General features: G+C 62.4%; 18 protein-coding genes and 1 tRNA gene. 12 read left to right on the top strand and 7 right to left on the bottom strand.

Features of this window, described 5'->3' with window-relative positions; genetic code table 11:
- Genes K3179_RS06425 through K3179_RS06410 form a run of 4 tightly spaced genes read right to left on the bottom strand, consistent with a single transcriptional unit; the run spans window position 1 to window position 4,352 of the window.
- On the bottom strand, window positions 1-1,536 hold the full coding sequence (locus K3179_RS06425) for an ABC transporter permease/substrate-binding protein (RefSeq protein WP_221563180.1): 1,536 nt from the start codon (window positions 1,534-1,536) through the stop codon (window positions 1-3).
- Complete coding sequence (locus K3179_RS06420) at window positions 1,533-2,300, bottom strand: ATP-binding cassette domain-containing protein (RefSeq protein ID WP_221563178.1); 768 nt, start codon at window positions 2,298-2,300, stop codon at window positions 1,533-1,535. The genes K3179_RS06425 and K3179_RS06420 overlap by 4 nt, the downstream gene beginning before the upstream one ends.
- Window positions 2,297-2,776 carry a hypothetical protein gene (locus K3179_RS06415; protein WP_221563176.1) on the bottom strand — a complete coding sequence of 160 codons (480 nt, stop codon included), beginning with the start codon at window positions 2,774-2,776 and terminating at the stop codon, window positions 2,297-2,299. Before K3179_RS06415 ends, K3179_RS06420 begins: the two co-directional genes overlap by 4 nt.
- A 49-nt stretch (window positions 2,777-2,825) precedes the next feature.
- Window positions 2,826-4,352 carry a sensor histidine kinase gene (locus tag K3179_RS06410; protein WP_221563174.1) on the bottom strand — a complete coding sequence of 509 codons (1,527 nt, stop codon included), beginning with the start codon at window positions 4,350-4,352 and terminating at the stop codon, window positions 2,826-2,828.
- Between the two features lie 148 nt (window positions 4,353-4,500).
- Between K3179_RS06410 and K3179_RS06405 the strand changes: the two genes are divergently transcribed.
- From K3179_RS06405 to K3179_RS06370, 8 genes are all read left to right on the top strand, one after another.
- Window positions 4,501-5,670: an isovaleryl-CoA dehydrogenase gene (locus tag K3179_RS06405; protein ID WP_221563172.1), complete on the top strand. Its 1,170-nt coding sequence runs from the start codon at window positions 4,501-4,503 to the stop codon at window positions 5,668-5,670.
- Window positions 5,667-6,038 (top strand): hypothetical protein, encoded by a 372-nt coding sequence (locus K3179_RS06400; protein WP_221563170.1) that lies wholly within the window; start codon window positions 5,667-5,669, stop codon window positions 6,036-6,038. The genes K3179_RS06405 and K3179_RS06400 overlap by 4 nt, the downstream gene beginning before the upstream one ends.
- Window positions 6,035-7,645, top strand: coding sequence for a carboxyl transferase domain-containing protein (locus K3179_RS06395; RefSeq protein ID WP_221563169.1), 1,611 nt, complete (start codon window positions 6,035-6,037; stop codon window positions 7,643-7,645). The genes K3179_RS06400 and K3179_RS06395 overlap by 4 nt, the downstream gene beginning before the upstream one ends.
- Before the next feature lie 53 nt (window positions 7,646-7,698).
- On the top strand, window positions 7,699-8,469 hold the full coding sequence (locus K3179_RS06390; RefSeq protein ID WP_221563167.1) for a hypothetical protein: 771 nt from the start codon (window positions 7,699-7,701) through the stop codon (window positions 8,467-8,469).
- A 64-nt stretch (window positions 8,470-8,533) separates the two neighbouring features.
- Window positions 8,534-9,163: a 1-acyl-sn-glycerol-3-phosphate acyltransferase gene (locus K3179_RS06385; RefSeq protein ID WP_221563165.1), complete on the top strand. Its 630-nt coding sequence runs from the start codon at window positions 8,534-8,536 to the stop codon at window positions 9,161-9,163.
- Window positions 9,156-9,953 (top strand): DUF1295 domain-containing protein, encoded by a 798-nt coding sequence (locus K3179_RS06380; protein ID WP_221563163.1) that lies wholly within the window; start codon window positions 9,156-9,158, stop codon window positions 9,951-9,953. The genes K3179_RS06385 and K3179_RS06380 overlap by 8 nt, the downstream gene beginning before the upstream one ends.
- A gap of 76 nt (window positions 9,954-10,029) precedes the next feature.
- Entirely contained in the window at window positions 10,030-10,668 is a 639-nt protein-coding gene (locus K3179_RS06375) for a TetR/AcrR family transcriptional regulator (protein ID WP_221563161.1), read from the top strand.
- Window positions 10,669-10,676: 8 nt separating this feature from the next.
- Window positions 10,677-11,894 (top strand): WcaI family glycosyltransferase, encoded by a 1,218-nt coding sequence (locus tag K3179_RS06370; protein ID WP_221563159.1) that lies wholly within the window; start codon window positions 10,677-10,679, stop codon window positions 11,892-11,894.
- Here the strand turns inward: K3179_RS06370 and K3179_RS06365 are convergent.
- Window positions 11,891-13,132 carry a glycosyltransferase family 4 protein gene (locus K3179_RS06365; RefSeq protein ID WP_221563157.1) on the bottom strand — a complete coding sequence of 414 codons (1,242 nt, stop codon included), beginning with the start codon at window positions 13,130-13,132 and terminating at the stop codon, window positions 11,891-11,893. The genes K3179_RS06370 and K3179_RS06365 overlap by 4 nt on opposite strands.
- Window positions 13,133-13,235: 103 nt before the next feature.
- On the opposite strand from K3179_RS06365, the gene K3179_RS06360 reads away from it, so the two are divergent.
- The 4 genes from K3179_RS06360 (at window position 13,236) to K3179_RS06345 (ending at window position 17,501) form a co-directional block, all read left to right on the top strand.
- Window positions 13,236-13,667 carry a hypothetical protein gene (locus K3179_RS06360; protein WP_221563155.1) on the top strand — a complete coding sequence of 144 codons (432 nt, stop codon included), beginning with the start codon at window positions 13,236-13,238 and terminating at the stop codon, window positions 13,665-13,667.
- Complete coding sequence (locus K3179_RS06355) at window positions 13,664-15,616, top strand: hypothetical protein (RefSeq protein ID WP_221563153.1); 1,953 nt, start codon at window positions 13,664-13,666, stop codon at window positions 15,614-15,616. Before K3179_RS06360 ends, K3179_RS06355 begins: the two co-directional genes overlap by 4 nt.
- 79 nt (window positions 15,617-15,695) lie before the next feature.
- Window positions 15,696-16,250: a dCTP deaminase gene (gene dcd / locus K3179_RS06350; RefSeq protein ID WP_090476695.1), complete on the top strand. Its 555-nt coding sequence runs from the start codon at window positions 15,696-15,698 to the stop codon at window positions 16,248-16,250.
- A gap of 75 nt (window positions 16,251-16,325) precedes the next feature.
- Window positions 16,326-17,501, top strand: a complete 1,176-nt coding sequence (locus K3179_RS06345; RefSeq protein ID WP_221563151.1) for a saccharopine dehydrogenase family protein — start codon at window positions 16,326-16,328, stop codon at window positions 17,499-17,501.
- 9 nt (window positions 17,502-17,510) lie between these two features.
- Here the strand turns inward: K3179_RS06345 and K3179_RS06340 are convergent, their stop codons facing one another.
- Both K3179_RS06340 and K3179_RS06335 read right to left on the bottom strand, forming a co-directional pair.
- On the bottom strand, window positions 17,511-19,691 hold the full coding sequence (locus K3179_RS06340) for a TonB-dependent receptor (RefSeq protein ID WP_221563149.1): 2,181 nt from the start codon (window positions 19,689-19,691) through the stop codon (window positions 17,511-17,513).
- Window positions 19,692-19,805: 114 nt separating this feature from the next.
- Window positions 19,806-19,880 (bottom strand) — tRNA-Gly (locus tag K3179_RS06335).
- Window positions 19,881-20,016: the final 136 nt, after the last annotated feature.

The raw sequence follows: 20,016 nt of genomic DNA, 5'->3' as shown, positions 1-20,016 counted from the left end.
TTACAGCCCGGCGCGCTCCGACAGCAGGCGCGCAGCCTCGTCGAAGGTCAGCTTGTCCTCTTCGCGATCGACGGAATAATTCGCCTCGCGCATAGCTTCCACGTCGATGGCATCGATCAGCGGCATGAGCGCGGCCCTGAGCGCTTCATCCTCGGCAGCCTGAGGGCTTAGCAGCAGGACCGCATCGTAATTGGGGAAAGCCCCGCGCGGATCGTCGAGGATGACGAGCCGGTCGGCGACGATCCGGCCATCCGACGTATAGGCGCCGATGATGTCCGCCTCGCCCGATTGCAGCGCATTGTACATGAAAGTGGGCGAGAAATTGCGCTGGCCTGCAAAGCGAAGGCCATAGGCGTCGCGCACCGCGATCCATTCGGGCCGCTCGAAGAACTCGGGATCGCCGCCGATCACCATCGCCTGTCCTCGCTGGGCCACGTCGGCGATGGAATTGAATTCGCCGAAGGTTGCGGCCTCGCGGCTCATGGCGAGGCCATAGGCGTTCTCGAAACCGAGCCGCCCCAGGACTTCCATGCCGGTATTCGCCTCCTCCCATCGGGCGATCTCGCGATACATCTGCTCGCGCGGAGGGTTTTCTGTGCGCTTCATCTGATTGGTCCAGATGGTGCCGGTGTAATCGACATAGACGTCGATCTCGCCGCTGGCCGCTGCGCTATGCGCGACTGCCGAACCCAGCCCGTCGCGATATTCGACGGCGAAACCTTCCGCTTCCAGCCGTTGCCCGATCAGGCGGGCGAGGATGTACTGCTCGGAGAAACCCTTGGCGCCGATCACGACGCTGTCATCCTCGTCCCCGCCGAATTGCGCGAAGAACGCTGCGCCCACGCCAAGCAGCACTGCTGTAAGGCCGCCCAGCCACAGGCCGCGCCTGCGTTCGCGAAAGCCGCGCTCGATCGTGCCGAGCAGGCTGTCGGCAAGGATTGCAAGGCCCGCACTGGCGATGCAGCCCGCCAGCACCAGCACCCAGTTCTGGGTCTGCAATCCGGCGAAGATCGGATCGCCAAGGCTCTTCTGCCCGATCGTCGTGGCGAGCGTTGCGGCGCCGATGGTCCAGACGGCCGCCGTGCGGATACCGGCCATGATGAAGGGTGCGGACAGCGGCGCTTCGACCAGCAGCAGCCGCTGGCGGAATGTCATGCCTACCCCGTGCGCCGCCTCGATCACGCCGGGGTCGAGGTTGGCCTGAGCCGTCACCGCATTGCGCAGGATCGGCAGCAGCGCATAAAGCGCCAGTGCGAGCAGGGCTGGCAGGAAGCCGAGCGTCGGCAGGCCTTCGCCGAATACCGCGCGCAGGCTTAGGAGGATGGGGAAGAACAGCGCCAGCAGGGCGAGCGCCGGGATGGTCTGTACCAAACTCGCAAAGGCAAGGCTCGCGCGCGAAACGGCAGGGGAGCGACTGGCCCACACCGCCAGCGGAAGCGCCACGATGATGCCCAGCGCAATCGCAGATGCCGACAGGAGGACATGCGCGGCCAGCTGGTCGCCAAGGCCCATGATCGCTTCCCAGAGTCCGCTCACCGCGACAGTTCCGCCAGCCGGTCGGCCTGGTGTCGCGGCACCGCCACGAGGCCCTGCGCGATTTCTCCCCCTTCGCCCGCCACCAGCGCCTCAGGCGTCTCGTCCGCAACGATCCTGCCGGCGTCCATTATCAGCACGCGGTCTGCAAGGAGCAGCGCCTCCGCCATGTCGTGCGTGACCATTACTGTCGTCAGCCCGAACTCGCGATGGAGCGCCAGCACCCGTTCGCCCAGCGCATCGCGCGTCACCGGATCGAGCGCGCCGAAAGGTTCGTCCATAAGGAGCAGCTCGGGATCGTTGGCCAGGGCCCGCGCAACGCCCACCCGCTGCCTTTGCCCGCCGCTCAATTCGTCGGGCATCCGGCTTGTCATTTCCGGCTCCAATTCGACCAGCGAAAGCAGCTCGCCGATCCGGTCGGGCGACAGGGTCGTTCCGGAAAGACGCGGCCCGATGGCAATATTCTGCCCGACATCCATGTGCGGGAAGAGACCGATGGACTGGAACACGTATCCTATGCGCCTGCGCAGTGCAGGAAGCGCGATGTCCTCTACATTTTGGCTATCGAGGTCTACATTTCCGCCGCTCGGGTCTATCAGCCGATTGACCATTTTCAGCAGGGTCGACTTGCCCGACCCGGAGGCGCCGACAAGGGCGACGAACTCGCCCTTGGCAATGTCGAGCGAGACGCCATCGACCGCGGTTGCCGCGCCGAACCTGCGGGAGACATTGTCGAAGGATAGGTAAGAGCAGGCGGGTTTCGTCACTCTTCGGTTTCGGCCTCTTCGGGCGCGACGTAAGTGACTTTTTCCAGCGCTACACGGCGCCCTCCGCCCGAAGTGACGATCAGCTCGTCATCGAGCAGCCTTCCCGGCTCCCAGCACCTCTCGCTGCCGTCTTCCGCATCGGGCGTGAAGCATAGCAGGTCGGCGTTGTCTGAGCTTTCTTCGGCCGGATCGAATTTCCAGCTGCCCTCCTGCCACGGTTCGCCATTGCGATAGTCGCGATAGGTCCCGTCGGCGTCTATGTGAGTGACGTAACGTGCCCCGTCCTCGGCCATCACGCGCCATGCGGTATCGGAAAATTCGCTGTGAGCAGGCTGCGGCGTATCGTCGGACGCCGGCTGAGCGTCCTCCCCTTCGGATATAGCAGCCGGGTCTGCCTGTTCTTCCTCAGCGGGAGCGCAGGCCATGGCAGGCAGGCAGAGCGCCAGGGCGACGAGCGGTGCGATCTTACGGTTCATAACCAAGGGCATATCGCGCTCGGGACGATCTGGCGACCCTTGCGCCGCATCATTGGGTAATCGAACTTCTGGGGATCACCAGTTCCACGCGCAGACCCTCGTGCGAATATTCGCGGGAGAATTGACCGGACAGCTGGCCTTCGATCGCCATTCGCAGGAGGCGCGATCCGAATCCTTCCGCTTCATCCTGCGCAGGCGGCGTAAATCCGTCCATGTCCTCGTGCCAGCTGATGCATACGTTATCGTCACTGTCGCAATCGTCCACGACGTTGATTTTCACCTTGCCGACACCGTTAGACAGTGCACCGTATTTCGCGGAATTGGTAGCGAGCTCGTGGAAGATCAGCGCCAGCGGCGTGGCCGCGCGCGAGCCCAGTCCGACATGGTCGCCATCGACCTGGATCCGCTCCCGGTCCTGCGAGGCGTATGGTTCGAGCAGCCCCTCGAGCAGGCCGCCAAGATTATCGCTCGAGCGACCATCGTCCGGCCTTACGTAGTCATGCGCCGTGGCCAGCGAACGAATGGCCGCTCCGATCTTGTCGACGAAGGGTTTTACTTCCGGCTGTCCGCGCGAATGCATGGCGATCAGCCCGGAAACCACCGCGAAGATATTTTTGATCCTGTGCGACAACTCGCGCGCGAGCAGATCGCGGCTTTCGGACAGCTTGTGGGTTTCGTCGATATCGATCCCTGCTCCGAACCAGGTTTCGATCTGGCCCTTGGAGTCGCGCATCGGCCAAGCCCTGAGGACCATCCAGCGGTACTCTCCGTCGGACCGGCGGACACGCGCCTCGGCGTCCCACCGTCCGCCCTCTTCGCGGGATTTCTTGCGTAACCGCTCCACCTCCTCGCTGTCCGAAGGATGGATCATGTCGCCGAGGTCGATCGCAGTAAGGTCTTCGGTACCGAAATACTCATAGAGCGCGGAATTTCCGAACTCGAGAGAACCGTCAGGCCGAGCGGCCCAGGCCAGCACCGGAATATGTTCCGCCATCTTGCGCAAGCGCATGCTTTCGCGGACGAGCTGTTCCTGCACCGCGAGATATTCGCGCCGCGCATTCAGGCGGCGCATCACCGACGCCGCCAGCACTTCCAGCCCTTCGCGCTGCAATTCGGTCAGGCCGCCGGGGCGCGGTTCGGTGTCGATGACGCATAGCGAACCAAGCGGCGCGCCTTCGGCCGACAACAGCGGCGCACCGGCATAGAAGCGGATCTTGGGCTCGCCGGTCACCAGCGGATTGCGTTCGAAGCGGGGATCGAGCAGCGCGTCGGGCACCACCATCGGCTCTCGCTCCATCATCGCATGGGCGCAGAAACTGGTCGGTCGCGGTGTCTCGGTCGTCAGCAGCCCCGCCCGCGCGAGGAAACGCTGCCGCTGTTCCTCGACCAGGCTGACCAGAGAAATCGGTGCGCCGCACAATTTCGCAGCGAATTGAACGATTTGGGAGAGCTCCTGATCGTCCATCAATTCGTCCAGGCCGTAGGAAGCCATCACGGTAAGGCGCTCGTCCTCGCTGCAAAACGCAGGGTTCGGACCCCTCCCCTGAGGCCAATCTATTGCATCGTCCCTTTTCATGTCTCGCTGGTTTAAAGCTATCCGTCTGATTTTCAAGAAGTTGGCATGTTTGCCATCGAGTTTACTCGCTTGGGTTTGCCCGGACAACAAAGCTTCGCTATCGCGCCGACCAGAGAGAGACTGCCTTGAATGGCAACCAGGAGATACCATGCGCGCCACCCCCGACTTCGATTTCCAGCTTGGCGAGAGCGCAGACATGATCCGCGAAAGCGTGGGTCGCTTCGCCGACGAACAGATCGCCCCCCTCGCCGAAAAGGTGGATCGCGAGGACTGGTTTCCCAAGGCGGAACTGTGGCCCGCGATGGGCGAGCTCGGCCTCCACGGCATCACCGTAGCTGAAGACGATGGCGGGCTGGGGCTCGGCTATCTCGAACATGTGATCGCGGTCGAGGAAGTCAGCCGTGCCAGCGCCAGCATCGGCCTTAGCTATGGTGCGCACTCGAACCTGTGCGTCAACCAGATCGCGCGCTGGGGCAATGAGGCGCAGAAGGCCAAGTATCTCCCCAAGCTGATCAGCGGCGAACATGTCGGAAGCCTGGCCATGAGCGAGGCGAGCGCCGGGTCGGACGTCGTATCCATGAAAGCCAAGGCCGAGAAGGTCGATGGCGGCTATGTCCTCAACGGCACCAAGTTCTGGATCACCAACGCGCCCTATGCGGACACGCTGGTGGTCTACGCTAAGACTGCGCCCGAGGCCGCCAGTCGCGGCATCACGACCTTCCTGATCGAGAAGGATTTCGACGGTTTCTCGATCGGCCAGAAGATCGAGAAGGTCGGCATGCGGGGTTCGCCCACGGCAGAGCTGGTGTTCGACGATTGCTTCGTGCCCGAAGAGAACGTCATGGGCCCCGAAAACGGCGGCGTCGGCGTGCTGATGAGCGGCCTGGATTACGAGCGCGTGGTCCTCGCCGGATTGCAGCTGGGCGTGATGCAGGCCTGCCTCGACACAGTCATTCCCTACCTTCGCGAACGCACCCAGTTCGGCAAGCCCATCGGGTCCTTCCAGCTGATGCAGGCCAAGGTTGCCGACATGTATGTCGCGCTGCAATCGGCCCGCGCCTACACCTACGCCGTCGCCAAAAGCTGCGATGCGGAAAAGACCACCCGCTTCGATGCGGCGGGCGCGATCCTGCTGGCGAGCGAGAATGCCTTCCGCGTGGCCGCCGAAAGCGTCCAGGCGCTTGGCGGCGCAGGCTACACGCTCGACTGGCCGGTGGAGCGCTACATGCGCGATGCCAAGCTGCTCGACATCGGTGCAGGCACGAACGAGATCAGGCGCATGCTGATCGGGCGAGAGCTGATTGGGGCGGCTGGGTGACCCTCGCCCTGCAGCGCTTCCTCGGCGCAGGTCTCGCGCTTTCGTTGATGATCGGCGAGGCGATCCGCAGTTGGGGCGTCGGCCGGCCGATCATGTTCGTCCTCGACGACTTCTTCATGGGCGGACTCTTGTTGGCTGGGGCGATTCTCATGACAAGGCCGACCCGCACACGCTGGGCAATCTTCGTAGCTGGCTGGGGAGCTTGCGCTGGAATGCTGTACGGTAGCTTCTTCGGAAAAGTCTTCGACCCCGCCTCGTCCAATTCCGGCAATTTCGACCTCGGCGTATTGACTGCGCTGATCGGGATCGCCTTCGTCGTTTCGCTGGTTGGCCTTGCCGCCAGCATCATGTGGAAACCGTCAGAATGACCGCACCCGTTCTTACCTCGACTCTCGACCGCGAGGCGCCTGATGCGAAGGCGCGGTTCGAGCACAACCGCACGCTTTCTGCAGACCTGCGCTCGACCGTAGCCGCAGCCGCGCTTGGCGGCTCCGAAGGCAGCCGCGAGCGCCATGTCGGGCGCGGCAAGCTGCTGCCGCGCGAGCGTGTCGAGCGCCTGCTCGATCCGGGCAGCCCCTTTCTCGAGATCGGCCAGCTTGCCGCCAACGGCATGTACGGCAAGGACGCGATCAACGGCGCCGGGATGATCGCCGGGATTGGCCGCGTTTCCGGCCGCCAGGTGATGATCGTGTGCAACGATGCCACCGTGAAGGGCGGCACCTATTACCCGATGACGGTCAAGAAGCACCTGCGCGCGCAAGAGATCGCGCAGGAGAACCGCCTGCCGTGCATCTATCTCGTCGACAGTGGCGGGGCGAACTTGCCGCACCAGGCCGAGGTCTTCCCCGACCGCGACCATTTCGGCCGAATCTTCTTCAATCAGGCGAACATGAGTGCGCTGGGCATCCCGCAGATCGCCTGCGTGATGGGCAGCTGCACCGCGGGCGGCGCATATGTCCCCGCCATGTCCGACGAGACAGTGATCGTGCGCAACCAGGGGACGATCTTCCTTGCCGGACCGCCGCTGGTGAAGGCTGCGACGGGCGAGGAAATCAGCGCCGAGGACCTTGGCGGCGGCGATCTCCATGCGAAAAAATCGGGCGTGGTCGACCACCTCGCCGAGAACGACGAGCACGCACTCACCATCGTGCGCGACATCGTGTCACATCTCGGCGACAACCATGCTGCGGCGAAGGCAATCGAACTGAAAGAGCCGCGTGCGCCCAAGTTCGATGCCGAAGACCTTTACGCCATCGTCCCCGACGATGTGCGCGCGCCCTACGATGTGCACGAAGTCATCGCCCGGCTTGTCGACGGCAGTGAATTCCACGAGTTCAAGCAGCACTACGGCAGTACGCTCGTCTGCGGCTTCGCCCACATCTGGGGCATGCCGGTGGCGATCCTCGCCAATAACGGCGTGCTGTTTTCGGAAAGCGCGCAAAAGGGCGCGCACTTCATCGAGCTGGCTCAGCAACGCCGCATCCCGTTGCTGTTCCTCCAGAACATCTCCGGCTTCATGGTTGGCGGCAAATACGAGGCAGAAGGCATCGCCAAGCACGGCGCGAAGCTGGTGACTGCAGTCGCCACCGCGACGGTGCCCAAGATCACCGTAGTGATCGGCGGCAGCTTCGGCGCAGGCAATTACGGCATGTGCGGACGCGCCTATAGCCCGCGCTTCCTCTTCACCTGGCCCAATGCGCGCATTTCCGTGATGGGCGGCGAGCAAGCCGCCAGCGTTCTCGCCACCGTCCACCGCGACGCCGACAGCTGGACCGAGGAACAGGCCGAGGAGTTCAAGGCCCCGATCCGTCAGAAATACGAGGACGAGGGCAACCCCTATTACGCCACCGCGCGCCTGTGGGACGACGGTGTGATCGACCCGGCACAAACCCGCGATGTGCTCGGCCTCGCCTTCGCAGCCACACTCGAAGCGCCCATCCCCGAAAAGCCGCAGTTCGGCGTGTTCAGGATGTAGGCTCGGCATCGCGCATCGTGGCAGTTTGCTTTGTGATACGGTCGGCGACAAACGTGGCCGAGACACGCCAACGCGTACGGGCGCTGCTCCAACCGTGGTTCGATCCAAAGCCGGGCCCAAGGGGGTTCGTTCTCGGTCGGCTGGTCTGTATCTGGTCCGGCTTGTCTCTTTATCATACTTTCGAACTGGTGGCCCTGATCCGGCGTGACGGATCGGCCACGCGCATCAGCGGCATCACCACTCTTATGCAGGCTGCGCTGGCGCTTGTCCTTGTCCCGGCGATTGCCGCCATTTGGGCGGCTGTCGGAATGGTGAAGGGCGAACTCTATGCGATGGGTGCAGTCCCGATCCTTATGGTCTCGATCCTGACCCTCGTGCTGGCCGCCTGGCTCCTGAGACGGAACAACAACGAGCATAATGAAATCGTCGGGCTGCTGCGGAAGGAATTCGAGCCGCAGGAAAGCCCCGAGCCCCTGACGTTTGCGCGGCCCACTGGCGAGCCCAGGCGAATGGCCATGGACGTGTCCGGGGCGCGCTCTATCGAGAACGTGACTATCGAAGAGCTGACTGCTGCCCTCGATGCGATGCACGAAGGGCGTGAAAGCCACGTGATCCTGAGCAGAAGCGAGACAGAGTTCGTGCAATCGGCCGCGTCCGCATTCGGCTATTCGATCGAAAGGCGCAATATCGGCGACGATTGGCCGCGCAACGCTCGAAGGATTGGTGCTGGTTCAAATGCGACGTTCCAGATCGAAGAGGTCAAACAGTTGTTTTGTGCCTACCTATACGGAGCGCGAAAATTCCCGGAACTGGAATGGCAGTGAGCCGCGTGCCCAATCGCTATCGCAATCTGCTTAACATCTGTTAGGCAGGGCCGCAGGAGAGAACATGTCGGAACGAACGAGCCGCAAGCGCTCGATCCTGTCGCGCATCGTGCGCCGGATCATCATGGCGCTATACCGCTTCAAGGGCTGGAAGCTCGACGGGCACCTGCCGGACATCGATAAGTTCGTCATCGCGGGCGCTCCGCACACCTCGAACTGGGATTTCGTTTTCTTCGTCGGCGCCACGGCCGAAGAAGGCGTCGAGCCCAATTTCATGGGCAAGCACACGCTGTTCCAGGGGCTGATGCGCAATTTCATGTTCGACATGGGTGGCATCCCTATCGACCGGACGAAACGTAGCAACGTGGTCGAACAGGTCGCAGCGGAATTCGCTGCGCGCGACCATCTGGCGCTCGTCATCGCTGCCGAGGGCACGCGCAGTTCGAATGGCGAATGGAAATCGGGTTTCTACAATATCGCGCGTGCCGCCAATGTACCGATCGTGCCTGCATGGGTGTGCAATCAGGATATGGTTCTGGGCTTCGGACCCGCTATCGTCCCGACGGACAGCTATGGCGAAACGCTGCTGGAAATCGCGCGCTTCATGCGCTCCAAACTACCCGATTACGAGCGGTACAAGGTGCTTGAGGCCCAGGCACTGCGCCTGATCGAGGAGGAGAAAACCAATGCTTGATGCCCTGCTGGCCAACGCAGCGATATTGATCGGCGTGGTCCTGATCCTGTGGGTTGTTTCGGTCCAGATCGACGATGTCTCCTTCATCGATGCATTCTGGGGAGCAGGCATGGCGCTGATGGCACTCACCAGCTGGCTTCAGCTCGCCGATCCCGGCGATCTGGCAACACTCCTCCTCGTGATGGTCGGGGCTTGGGGACTACGGCTGGGCATCTATCTCTTCCGGCGCTGGCGCGCGGAAGGGCAGGACAAAAGGTATGAGCGGATGCTGCGCAAGGACCGGGAGAAAGGTCGCTTCGCAATCGCCGCGCTCACCAAGATCTGGCTCGGTCAGGCGATCCTGCTGTTCCTCGTCTGCTCGCCGGCACAGGTCGGCATCCTGACCAGTAGCGAACCCGCCCCGATCGCCGGCCTCGCATGGGTCGGACTGGCGCTCTACCTCGTGGGCATCTTTTTCGAGTGGGTCGGCGACTGGCAGCTCGCCAAATTCAAGGCCGATCCTGCCAACAAGGGCGAGGTCATGGACCAGGGCCTGTGGCGCTATACCCGCCATCCCAACTATTTCGGCGATGCCTGTGCCTGGTGGGGCATCTGGCTGGTGACAGCGAGCGCAAGCTGGGAAATCGCGCTCTGGACGATTGCGGGGCCGCTCTTCCTCACCTTCACGCTCGTCAAATGGTCGGGTGCCGCGCTGCTGGAAAAGGGCATGAAGCATTCGCGCTCCGGGTATGAGGAGTACAAGCGTCGCACGTCCGCCTTCATCCCCATGCCGCCCAAAGCGACCGGTTGAGAAGGCAGGAAAATACGATTTACGTACTGGAATAGGGCGGCGCAGGTCCCTACTCTTGACCCATGTGCATTGTTGAATGGTCCTGATCGTGTCGAGCGTCGATACAGCCTCAGAGCGGAACAAGCTTGCCGTCATGGCGATGGAACTGACCGCGCGGCGCGGGACCGAAATCACGATTGCGCACCTGGCTGTCGAAGCGGGCGTTTCGAGGGCGCGCGTCGAAGCGATCTTTCCTACGGACGCCGACCTGTTCGACGCGGTGACCGAGCTCTGGTTTGAACCCCATGTGCAGATCATGGAACAGGTCCTCGAAAGCGACCTTCCCATCAATCGCAAGTTCCACGAATTCTACGTGCGACGTTTCCGGCGCAATCGTGCCGAGTTCGAACGCGATCCTGCGGCCTATGCGGTGCTGTGCGATCTGGGCGCCCGCCGCTTCGAACAGGTGCGGTCCTATGTCGATCTGGCAGACCACTATCTGTGCGAACTGATCGCTCAGGCGCAGGCCGAAGGATATTTCGAAGGCTTGCAGATCGATCGGGCGCTCACGCTGATCAACCAGATGCTGATGTGCTATACGATGCCCGATTTGATGATCATCATCAACGATCGCCTGGCAGAAGATAAGCTCGCTGCCATCATCGACACGATCTTCGCCGGCTTGTCTGCAGCGGACGGCGGCGCGTCCGGCCTGACGGCGATCCGCCAGACGTAATTCAAGGCATGGCAACACGGAAGATCTTGTTCATCGGGCTCAATTACGCGCCCGAGCCGATCGGGATTGGTCCCTACAGCACAGGCCTCATGAGTGCGCTTGCCCGGCGCGGACACCAAGTCCATGCGGTGGTCGGGCAGCCTTATTACCCCGATTGGAAGATGCATTCCCTGTTCCGGGGAAGGTGGAGGACCGCCACGGAAGAGGGCGTCAAGGTCACCCGTTGTCCGCATTATATTCCAAGCACCCCGACCGGGCGCCGCAGGCTAGTCCATCATCTCAGTTTCGCCAGCAGCTGCTATCCGGCTGCGCGGCTTGCGCGGAGAGAATTGCGTCCGGACCTTGTATTTACCGTGGCCCCGTCGCTGATTGCGGCACCGGTGGCGGCGAGAATGGCGAAGAGGTCCAAGGTCCCGTTGTGGCTGCACATCCAAGACTTCGAGGTCGGCGCTGCCTTGGCAACAGGCCTACTGGAATCCGGGGCGGTGGGTGACGCAGCATTGCAATTCGAAAGGCGGGTCCTGTCGGCTGCCGATGTCGTGTCGACGATCAGCAAGCCGATGCAACAGCTCCTGATCGACAAGGGCGTTCCGCCCGAGCGCGTTCGGGAATTGCGCAACTGGGCCAATCACGACCGCGCACAAGGCCGGCGGGATTTTCGCGCCGAATGGCAATTGGACGGCCGTTTCGTGGCGCTATATTCGGGCAACATCGCCAACAAGCAGGGCCTGGACATCATGATCGAGGCGGCAAAATTCCTCACCCGCAGGCCAGACATACATTTCGTGATTTGCGGAGAAGGCCCTAACCGCACAAGGCTTCAGGAACTGGCCACAGGTTTGGATAACCTGACCTTCCATGAACTGCAGCCGAGCGAGGACGTCGGGGACCTTCTTCATTTTGCGGACCTGCACTTGCTCCCTCAGGTCACCGGGGCCAAGGACCTCATGTTACCGTCGAAACTTGGCAACATGCTGGCCTCGGGTCGCCCGACGATCGCTACCACCTCCCTTCATTCCGGGTTGGCCGAAGAACTGGACGGGGCCGGCGCGATCGTTCCGCCCGGCGATGCGCAGGCGCTTGCCTGGGCGATCGAGAGGCTGGCAGGCGATCGCGAAGCGTGTGCAGCCATGGGTCAGAGGGCGCGTGAAGTTGCGCGCTTGCGTTGGTCCAAGGAGACCGTTGTGGACGCCTTCGAAAACACGATGGAAGAACTGCTGGCCTAAATGCCCATATCGCTCAGCAATGCAGCGATGTTGTGGCAATATGCCGCGTGATCATAGCCACCGGCCTCGGCGCGCGCCGCCTGCCGCATCGCGAACAATCGCTCCCTGTCCTGTGCCAGTTGTTTCATCGCACCAGCGACAAGTTCGGTATCGGGCTTTTCCACCCTGATGCCGCTTATTGCCGAGGGACCAGACCCCGCTTGCGGAGTTGAGACGATCGCGAGGCCTGCGGCCATAGCTTCGAGCAACACGATCGCAGAACCTTCGAAATAGCTTGGAAGCACCAGCGCATCGTGCCGGGCCATGATGCCGGGCATCTCTCGCCGCGATACATTGCCCATGAATTCTACCCGATCGGCATATTTCCCGAGCATTGCGCCAGGCACCTGGCTTGGACCCACGCAGGTAAGAACTGCCTCGTCGGGCGAGAGGTGATCGATCGCCTCGAGAACGTGGTGAATGCCTTTCCTCGCCGAAAGCTGGCCTGCGAACAGAAAGCGTGCCGGCTCATCTTTCGCGCGCAACCGGGGGTGCGGGAGCGAACCGTATCCTGCTGCATCGAAACAGTAAGGCAGCTTGCGGAGCTTGCGTGCGACCCCTTCCACCGAAGAATGGTTCACAATCGTCTCGATCACATAATCGCTTCCGCACAGGATATGGTCCGCTGCGGCAAACTCGGCCTCGCCGCGCTCGATCAGCCATCGAGGCGCGCGCCTGATCGAGGAATCCAGCCAGTCTCCATGCGTGTCCTCGATGGCCCCGACGATCGCGTTCCACTCTCTCCAGTCGGCGATGGTCCGGTCGAGGATTTTCACCGCCTCCTTGCTTCTCGGGTCCGTGAACGCGGAGAGAGAGGAATTGTCAAAACCCCACAGTGCCTCCGCCCCTTCGGCCTTCGCCAGGCCTGCGACCCGCTTCCCGAACCGGTCGTTCGCTTTCCGGTCGAATGCGCGCGCAAGCGCTGCGAATCCCGTTTTCGCAAGGACACGTTCGGGCAGTTCATAAAGGGGAAAATCCCGCACCAGGGCGGGGTCCAGACCAGGCGTGGCGAAACGCGCGAAGATAGTTTCGACAGCTCTTTCGACACCGGCAGGCGCGATGGCTGTAGCGCGCCGCCAGGGGCTCTTCTCGTGATCGAAAATGCCGGTAGCGTAGAATGCCAGTCGCCCCAACTGCTGGAGGGCAAGCGCGGTCTGCCGGCTATGCTGCATGCCCGGATGGAAAACCGCGATCGTCATTCGCCTACCCTTGGAATGAAAGCGGCGCGGCAAAAACCATTTTCCTACACTCGCGCAGGATTATAACCGATTTGGTTTCTACGAAGATCAGGAGAAACCAATCATGAGCAGCCCCACCCCGATCCAGACCCCAGGCGGATTTGCGCCTGTTTTTACGCTCGGTTTCGAGGACACCGAGGGAATGTGTGCGGTAATCTCGAGCGAGAGACCGCTACCGACACGCCCCGCACCTGCCCAGGTACCCGCCGCGCTTGAGGGATCGACAGCCTCCTCCGCCCTGATCGGCCCCTTCGAGCCGGCAGCACTCGCACCCGTATATTGCACGCTGTCGGGCGACTTCGAAGGAACCGTGCAGGTCGTCCGCTCGACCGACGGCGGCGAGACAATCCACCCGCTTACGGCAGCCGGTTCTACCTGGGCGGTCTTTTCGGGTCCGGCGTGTGAAGCTGTCTGGCAAGAAAGCGAAGACGGTGCGGCGCTCTGGCTCGATTGCTCGCTGGCGTCCGGCACCCTGGAATACAGGCTCTCGCAATGACCGCCATATCTCTGGCGACGCTTGGCCTTGCCCAACGCGCGGTGCAGTGCCTTCCCGGACTTTTCCTGGATCTCGCCGCCCGGTCGATACCCCGCGAAGTGGACCGCTTGGAGACCAGCGGTTTCGCACGGCCCGGCAAAGGGCCCGGCATTTATGTATCGGATAACCTCTGCTCGGAAAGCCTGCACTCCGCGCATCCGGCCTGCACCGTTCGCACACTTAACGGCCGCATCTTCCGCCTTCTGCCGGAAGGCGGCGAGATTGCTGTCGAGCAAGCAGGCGCGCTCGGTGATCCGGCCACCAACGACCAGCCGGCGATACAGGGTGCGATCGATTATGCAGAAGCCATCGGCGCACGCGCCGTGGCCTTCGGTGCGCCGCGATACCGGCTGGATTGTCCGGTCCGCATATCGCCAGCCAGCGACACGAGAGCCGAGGACGGCCATCCCCTCGTCGTCCGCAAATCGGTCGCTTTGATCGGAAAAGCGCCAGAACGATCGGTGCTGGATTTCCGGGCCGTGGACGGCGCCGATCCCGAAGACGACTGGCAGCTTGTGCCCGCAGCCCCAGGCGACCCGAGCCTCGCAGTCTGGCGCGGGGGCGGGATATTCCTGCAAGGCGATGCTTCCGACCCGGGAGCGGGCGTGCGGACCATCGGCCACTTCGAAATCGACCGCCTGGTGCTGCAGGGCAATCGCCAGCATACAGGTGCCTATGGCTGGCCGGCCGATCCGCTTTCAGGCGACGGATGGGACATCTCCGACAAGGCCCTGTGGGTTCAGGATTGCTATATCGGGGAGATCGTGTGCCGCGACACGGACATGATCGGCTGGAAGGGCGAGATAGTCTATCTCGGCGGCGCGCTCGACATGGCCGAGAAAGTCACTCTCGAAAGATGTCGTTTCGCCACGACCAACGGCAGCGCGTTCAACCCGGGCTGCGACGTCGAGGTGATCGCCTCCGATTGCACCTTCGGAGACTGCTTCCAGGCCCAGGAAGATGTCGGGAAATCGCGTGCAGTCTATCGCAATTGCATCTGGCACGATTGCGATCACATGGCGCTGGGCAGCGGAGCCACCGATGTCATCCAATACAATTTCCTGTGGCCAACGCGCGACCAGCAGCAAGCGCCGCCCCTGACGCGGCTCGACCACTGCGAATTCAGGAACATCGGCTGGCTGCGATTCTTCAGCTGGGTGGCCGGCACCATCCGCGCGGTGGATTCGCCGATCGGGCTTCCCGGCTGGAGCGGGCAAGCGCTGCGCGAAGTCGATCTCAAGATCGAGGCCGTGCTCGACCAGAAGCAATCGATCCACGCGCTCACTATCGATGGCGTGGCGTCCCTGACCGAGCAGGTGAGCGGTGCCCCCGATGGAACCCACCAATTGCCGCCGGCCAATATCGCGATTTACTTGAAACAGCGGCGCACCCGCGAGGCGCAACTGGCCGAACGGCAATGGCTGGGCGTACATTGGAACGGTTATATCGATCGAACCTGCGCGCTTCATGTCGAAGGCGATTTTGCGACCGGGCGCGTACCGAACGGCGGTGACAATCCGATCTCCATGCCGCTCGTAACCTTCGCAAACGGGACCGCATCGTCGAGTTACTGGGCGAGGGGTTGGTACAAGCCCCCCACCTTCGGCGGATCGGGCGAGATCGTGGTTACATCGCCGCTGATGTCGATCGCTCTGGAAAGCGCCATCATCGCGGACATGAGCCTGTCGCGAACCCCTGCGGGTGGGGCAGCGTACGGCTACGCGGACGGCCAGAGAGTGCGAATCACCAAAGACGGGAGCGCCGGGTCCTTCCGCTTCGGCAAGGGCGCTTCGCCATCTTATGCAGTCCTGGCGACCCGCATGCTGGTCGATGCCTACGACTGGATCGAGTTCGTCTACAATCGCGATCTGCAACGCTGGGAAGAAAGCGGTTTCTTCTCCGCAGCCTGACCAAAAGGCACTTCAGACGGGAGGGGATTATTTCCCTCCCGTGCTTGCTCGCAAGAGCCGCTTGGGGAATCACAGACCCATGGCGATTCTCTCCGACAAATGGATCCGCGAAAAGGCAAATTCGGAAGGCATGATCGAGCCTTTCGTCGAGAGCCAGCGGCGCGACGGCACTATCAGCTACGGCCTGTCGTCCTATGGTTACGACGCGCGCGTCGCGGACGAGTTCAAGATCTTCACGAACATCGACAGCGCGATCGTCGATCCGAAGGATTTCGCAGCCAACAGCTTCGTCGACAAGAAGACCGATTGCTGCATCATCCCGCCCAACAGCTTCGCCCTTGCACGCACGGTCGAATACTTCCGTGTGCCGGAAGACGTGCTGGTGATCTGCCTCGGCAAGAGCACCTATGCGCGCTGCGGGATCATCGTGAACGTCACCCCGCTGGAGCCGGGCTGGGAAGGCCACGTGACGCTGGAGTTTTCGAACACGACCCCGCTGCCTGCAAAGATCTATGCAAACGAGGGTGCGTGCCAGTTCCTCTTCCTCCAGGGTAACGAACGCTGCGAGACGAGCTATCGGGACCGGGCAGGCAAATACATGGGGCAGCGCGGCGTGACCCTGCCGCGCTTGTAAGGTGCGGCCCTGACGCTGCGTCTTTGACTCTGGCCCCGGTCCGGCCCACATCTCCTTTGCAAAGAGGAGACTGACATGGCCGATCGCGAATTCGACATCATCGTATACGGCGCCACCGGGTATACCGGGCGGCTAGTCGCAGAACACTTCGTCCGCGAATACGGGAATAGTGATGACGCCCCGAAATGGGCGATGGCGGGGCGCAGTGAAGACAAGCTGACCGCCGTTCGCGACGAGATCGGTGCACCCGCGACCACGCCGATGATCGTCGCAGATGCGTCCGATCCCGCCAGTCTCGAAGCCATGTGCAAGCGGACGAAAGTCGTTCTATCGACGGTGGGGCCGTACCAGCTCTATGGCGATGCCCTCGTCGAAGCCTGCGTCAAGACCGGTACCGATTACGCCGACCTTTGCGGCGAGCCCGCCTGGATGGCCGAACAGATCACCAAGCACCACGATGCGGCAATGGCCAGCGGGGCGCGCATCTGTTTCTCATCCGGCTTCGATTCGATCCCCTTCGATCTGGGTGTGCTTATGCTCCAAAAGGAAGCGAAGGCCGCCCACGGTTCGCCCGCGCCGCGCGTAAAAGGGCGTGTCCGCGCCATGCAGGGCACGTTCTCTGGTGGCACCGCAGCCAGCCTCGGCGCAACGATGAAAGCGGCGATGAAAAATCCCAAGGTGATCGGCGTGCTGCGCGATCCATTCGCTTTGACGCCCGGCTTCGACGGGCCGGACCAGCCTTCCGGCATGGTGCCGCGCTATGAAGACGAGATCGGCAAATGGGCCGCCCCGTTCGTGATGGCGCCGATCAATACGAAGAACGTCCACCGCACCAACTTCCTGCGCGGCCATCCTTATGGCGAAGACTTCCGCTACGACGAAATGGTGCTCACCAGCCCGGGCGATGCCGGCAAGGCTGCTGCCAACGCCATGGTCGAACTTGCGAAGAATCCGTTCGGGGCGAAGCCGCCGAAGCCGGGCGAAGGCCCGACTGCGGAAGAACGCGAGAACGGCTTCTACGATGTCCTGTTCGTGGGCGAATATCCGGACGGCAAGCGGATCAAATATGCTGTGAAGGGTCGCTACGACCCGGGATATGGTTCGACCAGCCGCATGCTCGGAGAAACCGGCATGGCCCTGCTCGAAAGCAAGGCCGAGGGCGGCGTCGGAACTCCGGGGTCATTCCTTGGCGAGGATCTGGTGGAGCGGCTGCGCGAACATGCCGCTCTCACCTTTGCGCTCGAGGACTAACCCTTTTGATCAGTAGCTGACCCGCAGGCTCGCACTGAAGTTGCGGCCCGCCATCGGCACGAAGTCCTTCGTGAAGCTGGCGTGGCGGCGACCGGTCACGTCGAAGATGTTCTCGGCCTTCACGATGACGCTGACAGACGGGTCGGCAGCGATCGGGCGCCACGTCGCGATTGCATTCACGAAAGTGAACCCGTCGGTCGGCGTTTCGAATGCCGCGACCTCGTCCTGGGCATCTACCCATTCGACTTCGCCGCGAAGATCGAGCGATCCGGTCGACGCTTCGAGCGCGCCCATCAGGCTGAGCGGCGGGATGCGTGGCACGTTCGATCCATCGGATAATTCCGCATCGACCAGTTCACCGCGAAGGTCCGCGGTAAGAGCAAAATTGCCCGTATCGAGGAAGCGCCAGATCAGCTCGCCTTCGAGGCCCTGATAGGTCGCATCCTGTTGCAGGTATTCGAACACCGGCAGCTCGTCTTCTTCTTCGCCGGTTTCCGACAGATAGATGTAATCGTCGAACCAGTTCTTGAACGCTGCGACGCTGAACTCGACATTGCCGAGCCTTCCACGCGCGAAGATTTCCGCGCCCCATGCACGCTCGATCCCGAGGTCCACATCGCCGATCTCGAACTGCTGGGTCGCGATGTGCGGACCGTTGGAGAACAGTTCCTCGGCGCTCGGGGCGCGCGCCACACGCGACAGGTTCACGCCGGCGCGGAAGGCCTGCGGTCCATCGTAGGCCAGGCCGATCGCGCCGGAGAATGCATCGAAATCGCGCTCGACGCCAAGCGGCACGGAATCGACATTTGTCGTCTCATAGCGAAGCGCACCTTCCAGCTGGATCGGGCCGTCGCCATATTCCTGCAGGGCGAAGAGCGAGATCTGCTCGGTGCGGTTCGGCGCGACATAGGCCTCTTCGCCCTCGGCGAAGAAGTCGCGGAAGTAATACTGCAGGCCGAGCGAACCGCGCCAGCGACCGTTGGGGTTCTGGATCAGTTCGGCGCGGGCTTCCATGCCCTGCACGTCGAACACCGTGCCGACCTCGTCGCCTTCGAATTCGGTGTGGGTATAGTCGGAATAGCCCGCCCTTACGCGCAAGCGTTCGAACATCCCTTCACCCAGCGCTATCTCACCACGCAAATCGGCGCGGTACTGGCGAAGACCGATGTTGACGGTTTCGGGACCTTCCTCCTCTAGTTCTGCCTCGCCGCCTTCTTCCTCTTCGCCGTGATGGTGTCCGGCTCCGGGCCGGATCGGGACACCATAGAAGGTGTCGTAAACGCCGACCGACACGCCGAGATGGGAATCATCGCGGAAGAAGGCGAAGCCGCCATTGGCCGTCCATGTTTCGGTGGCGCTGTTGAAGAGCGTTCCGCTGGCCGAGGCCGCTTCACGCAATTCTTCGGCTTCTTCGAATTCGCCCTCTCCCTCTTCCTCGTCGGCTTCTTCGAGAAGTTCGCTGCGAAGGTTTTCGGAAAGGACGAAGCCGGGAACGCTGAGATCGTCCGTAGTGCGGTAAGACCCGTCGAAATGTGTCACGAAGCCGCCGCCCAGCGGAACGTCGATCGACGCACCGGCCTCGCGCAGGTCACTCGCCGTATCGGCGCGCACGATGGCGTCGATATGCACCGCTTCATTGGGAACGCGGCGCGGGATGCGCTTGTCGATAACGTTGACTGCACCGCCGATCGCCTGGCTTCCGTAAAGTAGGACCGCCGGTCCGCGCAGCACCTCGATGCTTTCGGCGGTCAGCGGATCGATCGACACCGCGTGATCGGCAGAGGTATTGGAAACGTCGATAGCTCCGATCCCGTCGACCAGCACCTTCACGCGCTCGCCAGAAAATCCGCGCAGGATCGGCCTCGATGCACCGGGCGCAAAGCCGGTCGCGGTCACACCCGGCACATCGGCGAGGACTTCGCCCAACTGGCCGTCGAGATTGGCATCGAGAGTCGCGCCCTCGATGACGCTGGTCCCGGCGAGCAAGTCGAACTGGCGCAGGCCGGCTGCCGTGACGATGATGACGCTGCGCGAATCCATACGGCGGTCATGGACATCGTCGATCACATCCTCGGATTCCGCCGACTGCGTATCGGTATCCTGCGCAGCTGCCGGTGCTGTAGCCACCAGCGCCAGGGTGGAAAGGGAGGCGAAAAGAGCGCGCTTGGCGATTTTGGTCTGATACAACATATCGCGCGAGATAGCAGCCGAAGCCGCACATTCAAGCGTTATCCGCCAAATGTGCACACGGCACGACAAACGACAGAAAGGTCGCCGATCGAAGTTCGGGTTTTTTTGAAGAAATGGAGCGGGCGAGGCGATTCGAACGCCCGACCCCAACCTTGGCAAGGTTGTGCTCTACCCCTGAGCTACGCCCGCTCACTGACGCTCTACCGAGCCGCATGGCCCGGTGGGGAGGCGCGCAGTTAGCAACGCCGCATGAGTCCCGCAAGAGAAAAAATGCAGCTTTTGTCCCGCCCTTGTGCAGCGCTTCCCGGTACTTCACAATTGCGCG

Origin of the sequence: Qipengyuania intermedia, from assembly GCF_019711615.1 — a bacterium.
In the GTDB taxonomy this organism is placed as follows: domain Bacteria; phylum Pseudomonadota; class Alphaproteobacteria; order Sphingomonadales; family Sphingomonadaceae; genus Qipengyuania; species Qipengyuania intermedia.
Note: the sequence above shows the minus strand (reverse complement) of the source record. Positions and strands in the feature narration are given on the sequence as shown.

What these genes read in the sequence shown, in the direction of transcription:
- K3179_RS06405 (WP_221563172.1), top strand. Translation starts at nt 4,501, where the DNA reads ATGCGCGCCACCCCCGACTTCGATTTCCAGCTTGGCGAGAGCGCAGAC.
- K3179_RS06395 (WP_221563169.1), top strand. Translation starts at nt 6,035, where the DNA reads ATGACCGCACCCGTTCTTACCTCGACTCTCGACCGCGAGGCGCCTGAT.
- K3179_RS06340 (WP_221563149.1), bottom strand. Translation starts at nt 19,691, where the DNA reads ATGTTGTATCAGACCAAAATCGCCAAGCGCGCTCTTTTCGCCTCCCTT.
- K3179_RS06360 (WP_221563155.1), top strand. Translation starts at nt 13,236, where the DNA reads ATGAGCAGCCCCACCCCGATCCAGACCCCAGGCGGATTTGCGCCTGTT.
- K3179_RS06415 (WP_221563176.1), bottom strand. Translation starts at nt 2,776, where the DNA reads ATGAACCGTAAGATCGCACCGCTCGTCGCCCTGGCGCTCTGCCTGCCT.
- K3179_RS06370 (WP_221563159.1), top strand. Translation starts at nt 10,677, where the DNA reads ATGGCAACACGGAAGATCTTGTTCATCGGGCTCAATTACGCGCCCGAG.
- K3179_RS06345 (WP_221563151.1), top strand. Translation starts at nt 16,326, where the DNA reads ATGGCCGATCGCGAATTCGACATCATCGTATACGGCGCCACCGGGTAT.
- K3179_RS06380 (WP_221563163.1), top strand. Translation starts at nt 9,156, where the DNA reads ATGCTTGATGCCCTGCTGGCCAACGCAGCGATATTGATCGGCGTGGTC.
- K3179_RS06355 (WP_221563153.1), top strand. Translation starts at nt 13,664, where the DNA reads ATGACCGCCATATCTCTGGCGACGCTTGGCCTTGCCCAACGCGCGGTG.
- K3179_RS06410 (WP_221563174.1), bottom strand. Translation starts at nt 4,352, where the DNA reads ATGAAAAGGGACGATGCAATAGATTGGCCTCAGGGGAGGGGTCCGAAC.
- K3179_RS06365 (WP_221563157.1), bottom strand. Translation starts at nt 13,132, where the DNA reads ATGACGATCGCGGTTTTCCATCCGGGCATGCAGCATAGCCGGCAGACC.
- dcd (WP_090476695.1), top strand. Translation starts at nt 15,696, where the DNA reads ATGGCGATTCTCTCCGACAAATGGATCCGCGAAAAGGCAAATTCGGAA.
- K3179_RS06375 (WP_221563161.1), top strand. Translation starts at nt 10,030, where the DNA reads ATGGTCCTGATCGTGTCGAGCGTCGATACAGCCTCAGAGCGGAACAAG.
- K3179_RS06385 (WP_221563165.1), top strand. Translation starts at nt 8,534, where the DNA reads ATGTCGGAACGAACGAGCCGCAAGCGCTCGATCCTGTCGCGCATCGTG.